Genomic DNA, 14,319 nt, shown 5'->3' with positions numbered 1-14,319 from the left:
CCTCGGCCCGTGCTATGCTGATGGCATTGTTTTATGCGTTGGAGTTTTGGGGGAATGGGACGGCATCTTGTCCTCACAGTTCATGGTATCGGCGAACAGAAACCCGGTGAAACGGTAGATCAGGTAGTTGGCGCGGCCACGACCTGGCTGGACGGGCGACCCAAACCCCCGATCGAGGTCGAACGCGGCATGATCGAGCTGGCCGAGACAACGTTCAACGGCACCCCGCGCAATGCCAAGCTCTATAAGGTTAATCTGCGGAAAGTAACCAAACCCTCGGTCCCCAGCGACGAGGCCCTGTTTGCCGAGGTTTATTGGGCAGATCGTTCGCCCGCGCCAAAAGGGGCCATCAAGACAATACTGGATCTGATCTGGGTGGTTCTGGCGCTGGGCTATCTGGCGATGGACAATGTCGAACAGACCCATCAGCGCAAGAATATAGCCCCGGACGCCCCCAACGGCAGGAACACTTTCGCCGCACAGTTGGTTCATCTGTTCACCTGGATCTTTTTCGGCGCGGTCGCGACCCTGAACGCCTATCTGTTGCTGGGCGCGGCGGTGATAATGATCGACAGAATCCCGGTCGGATTTTTTCAAAGCCCGACATTGCTGTTCTGGCTGCTTCTCACGCTTTACGCGGGCGGAGCTGTTGTTGGTCTGCTGCGTGGTTTTTCCGCCCCGACCTATCTGCGGCGGGTATTTTGGCGTGGCATGTTCGGAATGGGCGTCGTTCTGGCACTTGGCCTGGCCCTCGGGCCGGTTGGCGCTGAATTTCGCAACTGCATCCCGTCAGAGACAACTTTCTGTCCTTTGATCCTGGAACCCTTTGTGGGCTTTCAGATCTACATATTGTCGGTCTTTTGGGCCACGCTGATCTTCCTGACACTATTTCTGTACTTGATGTCCGCCGCCCCCATTCAGATCAACGACAATCTGACAGAACACAGGCGGCTTTATCCAAGCATTTGCGCCGGCATGATGATCTTCTGGATGTTCTTCATTTCGGGCTTGTGGCTAACCATCGAACAGATGTTGAAAACCGTTGATTTCTTGTCGGACGGTCAGCTCCAGACCTTGTTCGACGCCAACCTGCGCGACTCGATCGAAACGCTAAGCGCCGTGTTCATCGCCATCGTTCTGTTGCTTTTGGTCGGTGGCGGGCTGTTTGCCGGTCGCCGAAAGTTCAAGGCGAACCTGCATGCCCGCAACGGGCTGATCAGCCGCGCGATTGTCAATCGGTTTGCGCAATGGGTCTTTTTGTTTGGGGCGATTGTGCTGGTTCTGGTGACGATCCGCGAGATTGTCACGAACCCGCACCATGGCTCTGTCTGCAAAACCACCCTGAACGACGCTTATGTCATTGCCTGGGCTTTGGATCGGCTTGCTTGTTTTCACGGTGAGATCGGCCTGATCGTGCTGGGCGCGACGGCCTTGATGTACCGGTTTTCGGATTTTGTTGCTGCCGGGCTGGGCGTGGCGCGGGACATTGTGACTTATGCCATTCGCGACAGATGTTTCATCAGCGCAGATCTGAACAGCAGAATCCACAACTACCCGGACCGTACCGCCATTGACGAGCGGTTCTATCGCACAATGCACTATGTGCTGGACGTCTTTCCGGCGGACCATATCACCGTGATCTCGCACTCTCAGGGCACTGTGATTGCGACCCAGATGTTGGCCGACCCGCGGGTGCAACGGCTGATAAACGGGCGGAACCTGACATTGATCACGATGGGCTGCCCGGTCACGCATATCTACCAGCGCTATTTCCCCGAGATGTTTACGGTCGTTGCCGGTAAACTGAATGCCGCGTGGTTCAACATCTTCCGGCAGGATGATTTCGTCGGCACTGAAATCGAAGGCGGCCTGATATTCTCGGATCGCAACATATCGGTCAATCCCGGAGGGCATTCCGGGTATTTTACCGATTATGAGGTCTGGAAAGCTTTGACGGATCCGAAAATCGGGTTCGACCTGTTCAACCCGACACCTCAGACCAAGCAGTCCTGAACTGAAATCGCCCCCTCAGATACCCGAGGGGGCGGTTCGCTTTAGCCCAGTGCTTCGTTGCAGCGTCCACATACGCCTTCATGCGCGTGCAGCCCGACATCCGGCAGGATCTTCCAGCAGCGCTGACATTTTTTTCCCTCGGCTTTCTCGAAAATCACCGCGACGCCTTCGATTTCCGGCACGCGGAACGCCTCGGCCGGGGCTGGATCGCCCGTGACGGTCAAGCCGGAGGTGATGCACATGTCATCCACGTCAAACGTCGCCAGCAAGTCGCGGGTTTCGCCATCCTCGACATTTACAATCGGCGCGGCCTCAAGGCTCGATCCGATCACCTTGTCCTGGCGCTGCACCTCAAGCGCGGCGGTCACGGCGCGGCGCACGCGACGAACCTTGGCCATGTTGGTTTCCAACTCGACGTCGCGCCAATCGGCGGGCGTTTCGGGGAAATCCACCAGATGGACCGAACTGTCGTCGCCCGGGAACCGCTCCAGCCAAACCTCTTCCATGGTGAAAACCAGAACAGGGGCCAGCCATGTGGTCAGGCGGTGGAACAGGATGTCCAGCACCGTACGGGCCGAACGGCGGCGCAGGGTATCACCGTCGCAATAGAGCGCGTCTTTGCGGACGTCGAAATAGAAAGACGACAGATCGACCGTGGCAAAGGTAAACACCGCGCTGAACACACCCTGGAAGTCGAAGGACGCATAGCCCTTGCGCACCTGTTCATCCAGTTCCGCCAGACGGCTGAGCACCCAGCGTTCCAGACGCGGCATGTCCTGCGGATCGACCCGGTCGGCTTCGGTAAAGTCTGCCAGAGAGCCCAGCATGAACCGCATCGTGTTGCGCAAACGGCGATAGCTGTCAGCGGTGCCCTTCAGGATTTCCGGCCCGATCCGCTGGTCAGCGGTATAGTCGGTCTGAGCAACCCACAGGCGCAGGATATCCGCGCCGTATTGCTTGACGATCTCCTCCGGGACAATGGTGTTGCCCAGCGACTTGGACATCTTGTTGCCCTTGGCGTCCAGCGTGAAGCCGTGGGTCACCACGTTCCGATATGGCGCGCGTCCCTTGGTGCCGCAGGCCTGCAGCATGGACGAATGGAACCAACCACGATGCTGGTCGGTGCCTTCCATGTAGACATCGGCGATGCCGTCCTCGGTCCCGTCCTCACGGTCGCGCAAAACGAAGGCGTGGGTCGAACCCGAGTCGAACCACACGTCCAGCACATCGAACACCTGGTCGTAGTCGTCCGGGTTGGCAATGCCGTCCAGCACTTGCTCTTTGAAGCCTTCGGTATACCAGATATCCGCGCCGTCCTTCTCGAACGCCGCCTTGATGCGGGCGTTCAGGTCTGCGTTGCGCAGCAGGTAATCCGCGTCGGTGGGCAGAGCACCTTTCTTGGTGAAGCAGGTCAACGGCACACCCCAGGCGCGCTGGCGCGACAGAACCCAGTCCGGGCGCGCCTCGATCATCGAATACAGACGGTTGCGGCCGGTCTGCGGCGTCCATTTCACCAGCTCGTCGATGGACCGCAGCGCACGTTCGCGGATGGTGTCGCCCATCTCACCCATGCCGTCATCCAGCTTGCGGTCGACCGAGGCAAACCACTGCGGCGTGTTGCGGTAGATGATCGGCGCTTTCGAGCGCCACGAATGCGGATAGCTGTGCTTGATCTTGCCGCGTGCCAGCAGCCCACCAACCTCGACCAGCTTGTCGATCACGGCTTTGTTCGCATCACCCTCACCGCCCTTGCGGGACAGGATGTATTTGCCGCCGAAGAACGGCAGATCAGCGCGGAACGAGCCATCGTCCATCACGTTATAAGTGATGACCTGCTCGAGCATCCCCAGATCGCGGTACAACTCGAATTCTTCCATCCCGTGTGACGGCGCACAGTGGACGAATCCGGTGCCTTCGGTGTCGGTCACAAACTCAGCGGCGCGGAAATCGCGAAGATCATCCCACTCGCCATTGCCGCCCTCGGCCCCGGCCAGCGGGTGGGTCAGTTGCACGCCTTCCAGTTCATCGGTGGTTACATCGCGGACACGGGTCCACTGGTCGTCGTTCAGACGGGCACGGCCCAGCACATCCGCGGCCAGATTGTCGGCCAGCAGGAACTTGTCGCCAACACTGGCCCAGCATTCGTCCGGCGTGTCGGTGACTTCGTACAGGCCGTAGGAGATATCCTTGCCGTAAACGACCGCCTTGTTCGACGGCATGGTCCACGGAGTCGTCGTCCAGATCACCACATAGGCATCATCCAGATCGCCTGCATTCACGACCCTGAACTTCACCCAGATGGTAAAGCTTTCCTTGTCGTGATACTCGACCTCGGCCTCGGCCAGCGCGGTCTTTTCAACAGGCGACCACATTACGGGTTTCGAGCCCTGATAGAGCGTGCCGTTCATCAGGAACTTCATGAACTCGTCGGCGATCACTGCCTCGGCGTGGTAGTCCATGGTGATATAGGGATCGGCCCAGTTGCCGGTGATGCCCAGACGCTTGAACTCTTCGCGCTGGATATCGATCCAGCCCTCGGCGAACTTGCGGCATTCCTGACGGAAGTCGACGACGTTCACCTCGTCCTTGTTCTTGCCTTTCTTGCGGTACTGCTCCTCGATCTTCCATTCGATGGGCAGACCGTGGCAGTCCCAGCCGGGCACATAGCGCGCGTCAAACCCCATCATCTGATGGGACCGCACGATCATGTCTTTGATGGTCTTGTTCAGCGCGTGGCCGATATGCAGGTGGCCGTTCGCGTAGGGTGGGCCGTCATGCAGGGTAAAGGGCGTGCGGCCCTCTTTCTCGCGCAGGCGGTCATAGACGCCGATCTTTGCCCAACGGTCCAGCCATGCGGGCTCGCGCTTGGGCAGGCCGGCGCGCATGGGGAAATCGGTCTTGGGCAGGTTCAGCGTGTCTTTGTAGTCAGGTGTTTGGGTCGTGTCGGCGCACATTGGGGGCGTCCTTTGGGTGATCTGGTCGTACTAGGATCGAAGCGGTCGGTGCGAAGTCTCAAACACCTTTGCCCGGCGTCTCGAGGATCAGAGCGCCGGGGATATAATTCGAATAATGATGGCCAAACGGTCAAACATGCCCGCGCTTATATGACGCCCGCTCTCAATGGTCCAGAGGTTCCGAGCCTTGCGGCAAATGGCGCAGCTTGGCCCAACGATTGAGCCATGCAAGCCCCGCCAGCGCGAGGCCCAGCGCCAGCAGCGAGAAGACGCGGATCAGACCGCCAAGGCCCGCGATGTCGATCAGGAACACCTTGGCCACGGCCAGCCCGATCACCGCCAGCCCCGCCTTGCGCATCAGGTCGGACCGCCGCGCGAGCGATTGGTAGAACAACGCCGCACCGACAATCAAAAGGGTCAGGGTATAGGTATAAAGCTCGGGCTGGGTTACGCCGTTGCCCTCGTACATGCCCTCGGCACCCTGCCAGACATGGCGGATGGTCAGGCCCAGCCAGACGGTCACTAAACCCGCAGCCACACCATAGCTGACCTGCCGCAAATGCTTGGGCATGGACGTAATCCTCCAGGCCGAAAACCCGATGGCCAGTGCGGGGATCAGATAGGCCACCGCCAGTGTGTTCAACAGCGGAGGGCCCAGAACCGGCTCGGCCAAGGGGTTCAGCAACGGATTGCGATCTACCAGAGCTTCGACCAGACGCAGCACCCCGTGACCAGCGAAGAAGATCGCCAGAGCATAGCGCGCATAGGTCAGCTTGCCGCCCAGTTCGAAGCGTTGCACCTGCGCATAGGCCAGCAGCAGCCAGATGACGGACAGCAGGCCCAGACCCCAATGGCTGTTCTCGGCCCCGCCCTCACCAAACGCCTCCAGCCAGCGCAGCAGAAGCAGCGATAGCAAAATGCCTCCGGTCGCCCAGGCCGCGCTTTCGAGCAGCAGCTTGGCAATCGGGCGATCCAGCGGTTTGATCAGCACCCAGCCGACAAAGAACCCAAGCGTCGCCGAAGCGTAGACCAGCGCCATCTCGGCAAGTGGTGCGCTTTCGGCCCAGCGCAGACCGGGGTCCAGAACCAGCCGTACGGTTACCGTGAACACACCTGCCCAGATAAACCAGCTCATCGGCGGCAAAGTGAACCGGCGATCCAACGCCGCAGCGACCACGATGGTCACGACCAGCGCAATCGTTAGCGCTGCGGAACTGAGGACGATCACGCAGGCAAAGGCCAGACAGGACAGCGCTGAAAGCGTGGCCAGCGCGGGCCGCATCCGGTTCTCGCCATCAACGCGGGCGAAGCGTTCCGCTATACCAACCATCACCGCACCCAGAACGATGGCGTGCAGCGCCCAGGGGTACGGGCCGATCACCTTGGCCGGATGCCAGCCGACCTCCAGCGCGATGGCCATGGCGGGCGCGAACACGGCGGCCGCCCCGGCCCATATGGCGGCGTATCGGTCTGCGTTGCAGGATCGCCAAGCCGCAAGAACTGAGACCAGCACGCCCAATGCGACCAGTATCGTGACAACTAACGGGGCGTCTGCTTCGGGCGTCTCGGCATAGGTGGCCGCGAAGGTGCGCGCGACGGTGCCGTTTTCGAGGCCATGCGCGACGACAAAGCCGATCAACCCAACAGCCGGGAACACCGTGGCATCCTGCAAGGCAGGCGCGTCCTTGGCCCACAAAAGCAGTGCCAGAGCCAACCCGAGCAGCAAGCATGTGGTCAGCCAGAACTCACCCGCTGAATCCGCCCAGTGCAGGGACAGGATGGCCGAGCTGACGGCCACTGCGGCAAATGCCACGCGGGTCGGGAAAGCAGGCCACGGATCACCCTTCTTGCGCCGGATGATCTCGGCCACCATGGGGCCCGCGTGATCGGGCCAGATGCGCCGGTTGGGGATCGCAATGGCCAGAAGTGCCAGCACGGTAACGCTGGTCAGATAACCGGGCTCGGTCAACGGGGAAGACAGAACCAGCAGCAGGCAGGCAATATAGGCGGCAAAGAGCGTAAGCACCGAAATCCAGGCCCAGCGCCGCACCGTATCGATGCCCAGACCCAGCAAGGTCAGGATGACAAAATACCCATACAGCCATGTCGGATCATCGGATGAGCCTCCTACCATAAAGGGGGCCGAGAAGGCTCCGATCAGTCCCACAGCAGCCAGCAGCGGCCCGTGGAACCAGCCCAGCACCAGACCCACCAGCGCGACAAGAACCATGCCAACCAACGCCGTTTCGGGAGAGATCAGGTCATAGAGTTGCCGGGCGGCCAGAATGCCGCCGAACAATGTTACCAAGCCCGCACCGGAAAAGACCGATGGCAGATACGCGGTCGAGGCTGTTTCGTCATCGCCGAACCTGCGGCGAATGACTTCGCCCACCACGATCAGCGCGACCCCAAAGGCCAAAGATGCCGCGACCCGCGCAGCCGGTGGCAGCAGCCCATTTTCAACCCCGTACTGAACCAGAAAGATACCGGCCAAGGCCAAGGACAGGGCCGAAACCGCATAAAACCAGTTCTCGCGCAGCCACAGCCCGAGGGCCGCAAAGCGATCCTGCCGGAAAACAACGGCCCCTGATGGCTCGGTCTCTTCGGCAACCGGAGGATCCTGCTTTTGGTCAGGTGGCGACCATGGGCCGGGCGCGGCCTCTGATGCGGGCAAATCCACCTCGGCTTTTGGCTCTGGCGCCGATGCCACGGCCTCTGGCAGTTCGACCTCAGCCTGACCCGGCGACAGCGCCTGTACTTGCCGCTCAAGGTGCTCAACCCGGCGGCGCAAGCGCGCTTGGCCAACCAAAAGCACGACAATCGTTACCGGAATGGCCAGTACAATCAGGCCAAGAAGAACAAGCAGCGATTCCAATTCAGGCTCCGTTCAATATCGTCCGGGCAAGCTATACCGCGCGAGCTATCGGGCGACAGTACGGAAATCCCGGTACCGTCGCGGTGTTGCGGGAAACACGCTAAAGGACCGAGATCGCCGGGCGCGCGATCATGAGCCAAAGGATCACCAGCACCGACAGAAAAGCCGGAATTCCGCATATAAACCAGATACGGAACAGGCGGGTGTAGTCTGCGGGCATTGGGCTTCCTGCATCCGCAGCAACCCGCGCATAGGCCCGCAGCCTGATCTGTATCCACACCACCGGCAACCAGAACAACCCGGTCAGCACATACAGCACCAGCGACAAGGCGATCCAACCCTCGCTCAGCGACCAGCCCAACCGCCAGGCCAGCGCGGTCCCGGTGATCGGCTGCAGGATGACGGCGGTTGTTGTGAAGATCAGATCAGCCAGCACCACGATGCCTGCGGTATGCGCAATCAGATGTGCGTCCCGGCTACGGTGTGCCATCAGCATGAAAAACGCGATGCCAGCGCCGGTTCCCAACAACACGCACGCTCCAATGACATGCAGCCAGAGCAGGATCAGATCGGGGTCCATCAGCGGCTCTCCAACATCGGAATGGCAATCAGGGACAAGGTCATTGCAGGAAGCACTTTGACCAACGGACCCAGCGGATCGGCCCACAAGCCGGGCACCAGAACCGAGGCTGAAATCAGGTAAATCAGCGCCACCCCGATCTGCGCCAAACATGCGCGGGTGGCCCAGGGCCGCCACAGAATGGCCAGCCCAAGCGCAATGTCGACCACCGACCAGAACGCCACGCCAAGCATCGCGACGGGCACCGCCCATCCTGCCCCGATCAGGACCTGCGCCGCATTGGACAGCCCCAAAAGCCCGAAAAGACCTGAGAGCAGCCAAAACAGGCTCAGCACCCCAACGACCAGTGGCATCAGAAGGGTCATGCGCGCGGTCAGCCTGTGTTCGCGACCGCAGGGCAATCCGGCGTAGATCTGCGGCAAGGACGCCAGCGCCTGCCCCGAGGCCTGCCGAAATGGTGCAGGATCACCGATCACGCCTTGCGCCATGACCGTCATTGCCGTGCTGCGCAGCGGGGATCGCCACCCCAACCGACCCAGCAGATCAGCCCCGGCAGCGATGGGTTTGATCAATGCGGACGGAATCCTCAAATGGGTCGAGGCTGGGCGAAACCCAAGCCAACGACGCGTGGCCGCAACCACCTCTGCCAGCGGATGGGGCGTATCCTCGACCAGATCATAAGTGCCTTGCGGCAGCCGATCCATGGCGGCAGACAGAACGACGCGACACAGATCCGGCATTCCGATGCACTGCACAGGGGTGTCCGGATAAGCCAGCGGCTGTACCCACGGGATCGCGGCCAGCATGCGCAGCAGCGCGGTACCACCGTAGTCGCTCTGCCCAATCACCAGCCCTGGCTTCAGCACCCAAAGCGGCATGCCCGAGGCCCGCAAAGCGGCGTCCCCGGCGGCTTTGGTGTTCAGGAATGGCGTCGGCGCATCCGGCTCAGCCCCAATGGCCGAGATTTGGATCACCGCGATTTCCCGTGCAGCGCAAGCCTGACCCAAGGCCGCGATTGCAGTGTGGTGGACCACTTCAAGATCGTCCTGCCCGCCATCCTGCAGGGCACCTGCGCAATTGACCACGATATCGACCGATTGCAGCAGGTCCTGCCAGTCCTTCGATCGGTTCAGATTGCGCAGATCGCCCTGTATGAGTTGTGTCCCCGGAAGAACCTTGTTCCCCATCGGCAAGTTGCGCACCAGCCCGCGCACGCTTGCACCTTCAGCCGTCAGCGCACGCGCAACAGCGGCGCCGATAAACCCGTAGGCGCCCAGAATCAGTATGTTTTTCCCACACAGATCGTCAGAATGCATTGGTTGTCAAATCCGTTTTGCCTCAGCCTAACGGAAACATCGGAACACGCCAGACAGGTCAGGCGATCTGCGACAAAGCCGCAGGGTCAGGGGTGAAACAAGGACCCCACCAGATAGGCAATAAGTGCCGCCACGCCGCCGATCAGCAGCGTCTCCAAGCCCGAACGCCACCACGGGGCCAGCGACCAGCGGCTTTTCAGCGCTCCGATGGCGAAAAAGACGCCCATCGTCATCCACGCCGAAACAGCGAAGGCGTTGTTCAGCGACACCAGAAACGGCAACAAAGGGATCATCCCGGCCACCAGAAAGGCAAAGAACGTGGCAAGAGCGGCCTTCATCGGGTGCGGATCGACACTGCCCAGCCCATATTCGCCTTCGATCATCAGGTCTATCCAGCTTTCGTGGTTCGAGGTTATGGCCGCGGTCGCATCCTCCAGCACGGGCCCCGATAGACCCTTCTGCGCCAGAATCGCGCGCACCTCGTCGCGTTCGCCTTGTGGGTAAAGGGCGATGTGGCGTTCCTCGATGGCGCGGATCCGCTTGATGTTGTCCAGTTCCGCCTTGGTGCCCGAGTAGTTGCCCGCCGCCATGGAAAACCCATCGGCCAGAACATTCGCCAACCCTAGCGCCACGATGACAAAGGACGACAACCCTGCCCCCGCAACACCTGCCACGATGGCGAAGGTGGTGACCGAACCGTCGATACCGCCATAGACCACATCGCGCAGAACGCCGCGCCCGGGCGGGGCATTGATCCGCTGGGCGATCTCCTGCTGGCTGTGACCGTGATCTGTCATGGCTGGCCCTCCGTCACATTCAGTGTGACGAATGGCTGGCAGGTGCGCTTTGCGTCAGATCAACCCTTGGAAAACAGACCCTTCAAGGCGCGTTTGATCACGGCCCTGGTCGACGGTTTGTGACGATCCGAGAACGGCAAGGGTCTGCACACCTCCATCGCGGCAACGCCAACCCGGGCGCTGAGTGCGCCGTTCACCAGCCCCTCACCAAACCGGCGGGACAGTTTGCTGAGGACCGAGCCGCCCAAAACCGGCTCCAACAAATCGTCGCCCACTGCGACTGCGCCGGTTGCGACCAGATGAACAAAAACGGCGCGGGTCAGACGCCAACTGCCCAGAAACCCGGCCCGCCCGCCATAGATTTCCGCTATCCGCCGGATCATCCGCAGCGAGGCGGCCAAAGCCGTCACCACATCCGCCAGCGCCAGCGGCACCAAAGCGGTCACAGTCGCCACCTGCCGGGCAGCCGCCTCAACCTCGCGGCTGGCGGCAGCGTCCAGAGGGGCCAGAATTTCATCTTCGGCTAAACCCAGAAGGCCTGAGGCGTCAAATTGCTCGGGCATTCGTTCGGACAGGCGGTCGCGGCCCCATTGGGTCTCATGCCGACCTTTGTAGAAGGCGATCAGGCGAGACGTAACAGCACGGGCCTTGGCAAGATCGGCGTCGGCCAGCGCTTCATCCGCAGCGCGGCGCAGCCCGTCGACACGGGACAGACGGCCAATCGCCGCCAACTCCCGGATTGCGATGATCAGCGCGACAAAAACCAGCGCCGCGATCAATCCAGTGACGATCCACCCCAGCACAGGCGCGCGGGCGACCAGCGAGGTGGCGAAATCCCATGCGGCGACCGAGATCGCAGCGCCAACAACCGCCAGCGCCAAGCCCCAGAACCACCGCGACAGGGCCGAGGGCTTGCGGGCAGCAATTCGGGCCGCGCTTTGCATCGCCTGACCCTGAGGCTGCGCAAGGTCCGGCACCGGCGGGGCCATGGCCACGTCGGCGGCGGGCGCATCTTCCTCGAGATCGATCAGTACCGGGCCTTTAGCCATGTGCTGCCCTTTCGATACGCCAGACATATTTGATATCCGGCAGGTTTTCATCATTGTCGGCCCCGTCGCTGCGGGCAACCTCGGCAAAGCCATGACGTTCGTAGAACCTGCACGCGTCGGTATTGGCCTGAAAGGCAAAGAGGCTGAGTTGCGGGTGTCGCGCCTTGGCATGGTCGAGCAACTGCGCCCCGATCCCCTGCCCGCGCGCAGAGGCCGTCAGGTACAGCGAATGAATATCCGATCCATTCAACGCCAGAAACCCAACCACCCCATCCGAGGTTTCAGCCACCGTGACCCAGCCCTGATCAATCATGCGACCGCAAAAGGCGATGGTTTCGGCGCAGCTATGCAGTTCCGGCATCCAGTCGTTTTCGCGGGCAAACCCGTGCAGGATTTCCCCGGTCGTTCCGGCATCGGTGCTGCGGGCCGGGCGCAAAGTGACCATCACAACCGGTCTCCGATCAGGAACTGCGCGGCCCGGTCCAGCCGGATATGCGGTGGGCCATCGCCGGGGCGTAGGGTCAGATGCGCCGGAGCGAACCTCATGAAGCCAAAATCATCGCCCAGCCAAGTCTCGGCCCCGTTCCGGGCCGGGCCCAGCAAGTGGGCCGGATCGTCCGGCAGCTCACCGGGGTAAAACGCCGCCTGCTTGCCACTGTCCTGCAACGTGCCGCGCACGCAGGGCAATTCGACCCCGTCATGGCTGCGCATCTCTTCGGTTGTGGCCCGCAGCGAGGCCAGCGACAGCGCCGCTGTTTCGGCCCCCGCAAAGCTTGCCCGGTCGCGCGCCTCACGTGTCAGCGCCTCCATGATCGCGGTCAGGCGGGGGTGCTGCGTGTGATGCAGGTGATCGGCCTTGGTGGCGGCGAACAGGATGCGTTCGACCCGTTTGCCCAGCAGCAACTGGCTGAGCCACGCGTTACGGCCCGGACGGAAAGCCGACAGGATATCGCCCATGGCCCGGCGCATATCCTCGACCGCTTGCGGGCCTTTGTGGATCGCGCCCAGCGCATCGACCAGAACCAACTGCCGATCAATGCGCGAGAAGTGGTCGCGGAAGAACGGCTTTACTACCTGCGCCTTGTAGGCCTCATACCGCCGCTCCATCTCGCGCTGGAGGGTACGGCGGCGCGAGGGCTCGGACACCGGCAATGGCGCGAAGGTCAGAACCGGAGAGCCTGCCAGATCGCCCGGCAGCAGGAACCGCCCCGGCGTACAATCGTAGAACCCGACCTCGCGTGCCTGATTCAGATAGGTGGTAAATGCGGAAGACAGGGCCTGCGCGGTCGGTTCGTCATGAATGGCTGTCAGATCGGTTGCGCGGGCTTGTTTCAGAAACTCTGCCGCGTCAGGTCGGTTTTCGATGCGCGAGAGGGTCTCGCGCGACCAATCCTCATAGGATTTGTCCAACAGCGCGAGGTCCAGTAGCCATTCACCCGGATAGTCCACGATGTCCAGATGCACGGTGCGCGGCCCCTGTAGACCGGCCAGCAACCCGGCAGGACGTGCCTTGAAAGACAAGCGCAACTCGGACACGGCGCGGGTGCTGTCGGGCCAGTGTGGTTGAGGGCCAGTCAGGTCGGAGAGGTGCGATTCATAGTCAAATCGGGGGACGATGTCGTCAGGTTGCGGTTGCAGATAAGCGGCGTTGATCCGGCCTTCCTGCTGCGCGACAAGGCCGCTCATGCGGCCCCGGTCAAGCAGGTTTGCCACCAGCGAGGTGATGAAAACCGTCTTGCCAGATCGCGCCAGACCGGTGACGCCCAGACGGATGACCGGCTCGAAAAATGTCTCGGACACGCTGTCGCCAATGGTTTCGACGCCGCGCACAAGACTGTCTGCCAGGGATGAGATGACCAAACTGTCGCCCCGCAATTATCGTTTTGCCCAAGATAGGTAGCCGCCTTCGGACATGCCAGTGCTTTCGCCCCCTTGCCCGTTTGCGCGCCGCACGCTACCAGCGGCGCATGCCCAGATATGCGTTGAAAGTCGAATACCAGGGGGAACCGTTTGCCGGTTGGCAGCGGCAGAAGGACTTGCCGTCGGTACAGGGTGCCATCGAGTACGCCTTGTCCCGCATTCAACCGGGCGATCACACCATTGCCGCCGCCGGGCGTACCGATGCGGGCGTGCATGCGCTGGGGCAAGTGGCCCATTGCGATCTGATCAAGGATTGGGACCCGTTCCGCCTGTCCGAAGCGTTGAACTATCACCTCAAGCCGCAACCGGTGGCCATTGTGCAGGCCGCGCAGGTCGCGGACGACTGGCATGCGCGGTTCACGGCGGTCGAGCGCCAGTACCTGTTCCGCATCCTGATGCGCCGTGCGCCTGCGACCCATGACAAGGGGCAGGTCTGGCGCGTCAATCATCAACTGGATGTCGATGCCATGCAGAAGGGCGCCGACATGCTGATCGGGCGGCATGACTTTACCACGTTCCGCTCGTCGATCTGTCAGGCGGCCAGCCCGGTCAAAACTCTGGATGAGTTGCGGGTCGAGCGGGTTCAGGGCTTTTCCGGCCCCGAGGTTCATTTCCACGTCCGCGCCCGGTCCTTCCTGCACAATCAGGTGCGCAGTTTCGTCGGCACGCTGGAACGCGTTGGCGCGGGCTCGTGGTCACCCGAGGACGTGCGCGACGCGTTGCAGGCCACCGACCGCGCGGCCTGTGGGCCGGTATGCCCGCCGCAAGGGTTGTATCTGGCGCGGGTCGGCTATCCCGAGCCGGTTTTCGACTGA

At 61.7% G+C, this 14,319-nt stretch carries 10 protein-coding genes; 2 read left to right on the top strand and 8 right to left on the bottom strand.

Annotated features, from left to right (window positions below):
• Positions 1-54: 54 nt before the first annotated feature.
• A complete protein-coding gene (locus ACR0AC_RS14005) occupies positions 55-2,013 on the top strand; it encodes a hypothetical protein (RefSeq protein WP_480874178.1) in 1,959 nt (652 codons plus the stop codon).
• A 41-nt stretch (positions 2,014-2,054) separates the two neighbouring features.
• Here ACR0AC_RS14005 and ileS read toward each other — a convergent pair whose 3' ends face one another.
• The 8 genes from ileS to ACR0AC_RS13965 form a co-directional block, all read right to left on the bottom strand.
• Positions 2,055-4,967, bottom strand: coding sequence for an isoleucine--tRNA ligase (gene ileS / locus ACR0AC_RS14000; RefSeq protein ID WP_170454336.1), 2,913 nt, complete (start codon positions 4,965-4,967; stop codon positions 2,055-2,057).
• Between the two features lie 163 nt (positions 4,968-5,130).
• On the bottom strand, positions 5,131-7,842 hold the full coding sequence (locus ACR0AC_RS13995; RefSeq protein WP_480781457.1) for a DUF2339 domain-containing protein: 2,712 nt from the start codon (positions 7,840-7,842) through the stop codon (positions 5,131-5,133).
• A gap of 100 nt (positions 7,843-7,942) precedes the next feature.
• Positions 7,943-8,422, bottom strand: a complete 480-nt coding sequence (locus tag ACR0AC_RS13990; RefSeq protein WP_170623777.1) for a DUF2269 domain-containing protein — start codon at positions 8,420-8,422, stop codon at positions 7,943-7,945.
• Positions 8,422-9,738: an SDR family oxidoreductase gene (locus ACR0AC_RS13985; protein WP_170454341.1), complete on the bottom strand. Its 1,317-nt coding sequence runs from the start codon at positions 9,736-9,738 to the stop codon at positions 8,422-8,424. The genes ACR0AC_RS13990 and ACR0AC_RS13985 overlap by 1 nt, the downstream gene beginning before the upstream one ends.
• Positions 9,739-9,824: 86 nt before the next feature.
• Complete coding sequence (locus ACR0AC_RS13980) at positions 9,825-10,535, bottom strand: VIT1/CCC1 transporter family protein (protein WP_170454343.1); 711 nt, start codon at positions 10,533-10,535, stop codon at positions 9,825-9,827.
• A 59-nt stretch (positions 10,536-10,594) separates the two neighbouring features.
• Positions 10,595-11,584, bottom strand: a complete 990-nt coding sequence (locus ACR0AC_RS13975) for a YcjF family protein (RefSeq protein ID WP_170454345.1) — start codon at positions 11,582-11,584, stop codon at positions 10,595-10,597.
• Complete coding sequence (locus ACR0AC_RS13970; protein WP_480626871.1) at positions 11,577-12,029, bottom strand: N-acetyltransferase family protein; 453 nt, start codon at positions 12,027-12,029, stop codon at positions 11,577-11,579. Before ACR0AC_RS13970 ends, ACR0AC_RS13975 begins: the two co-directional genes overlap by 8 nt.
• Positions 12,029-13,444, bottom strand: coding sequence for a YcjX family GTP-binding protein (locus ACR0AC_RS13965; RefSeq protein ID WP_170623779.1), 1,416 nt, complete (start codon positions 13,442-13,444; stop codon positions 12,029-12,031). The genes ACR0AC_RS13970 and ACR0AC_RS13965 overlap by 1 nt, the downstream gene beginning before the upstream one ends.
• A 107-nt stretch (positions 13,445-13,551) precedes the next feature.
• Here ACR0AC_RS13965 and truA point away from each other — a divergent pair, with 107 nt between their 5' ends.
• Positions 13,552-14,319, top strand: a complete 768-nt coding sequence (gene truA / locus ACR0AC_RS13960) for a tRNA pseudouridine(38-40) synthase TruA (RefSeq protein ID WP_480874172.1) — start codon at positions 13,552-13,554, stop codon at positions 14,317-14,319.

The organism is Ruegeria sp. H7, from assembly GCF_056532945.1.
The sequence above is the reverse complement of the archived record's forward strand: the minus strand, read 5'-3'. Positions and strand labels throughout refer to the sequence as shown.

Coding starts and splice junctions, on each gene's coding strand:
- ACR0AC_RS14005 (WP_480874178.1), top strand. CDS start 55: ATGGGACGGCATCTTGTCCTCACAGTTCATGGTATCGGCGAACAGAAA.
- ileS (WP_170454336.1), bottom strand. CDS start 4,967: ATGTGCGCCGACACGACCCAAACACCTGACTACAAAGACACGCTGAAC.
- ACR0AC_RS13990 (WP_170623777.1), bottom strand. CDS start 8,422: ATGGACCCCGATCTGATCCTGCTCTGGCTGCATGTCATTGGAGCGTGC.
- ACR0AC_RS13985 (WP_170454341.1), bottom strand. CDS start 9,738: ATGCATTCTGACGATCTGTGTGGGAAAAACATACTGATTCTGGGCGCC.
- ACR0AC_RS13980 (WP_170454343.1), bottom strand. CDS start 10,535: ATGACAGATCACGGTCACAGCCAGCAGGAGATCGCCCAGCGGATCAAT.
- ACR0AC_RS13975 (WP_170454345.1), bottom strand. CDS start 11,584: ATGGCTAAAGGCCCGGTACTGATCGATCTCGAGGAAGATGCGCCCGCC.
- ACR0AC_RS13970 (WP_480626871.1), bottom strand. CDS start 12,029: ATGGTCACTTTGCGCCCGGCCCGCAGCACCGATGCCGGAACGACCGGG.
- truA (WP_480874172.1), top strand. CDS start 13,552: ATGCCCAGATATGCGTTGAAAGTCGAATACCAGGGGGAACCGTTTGCC.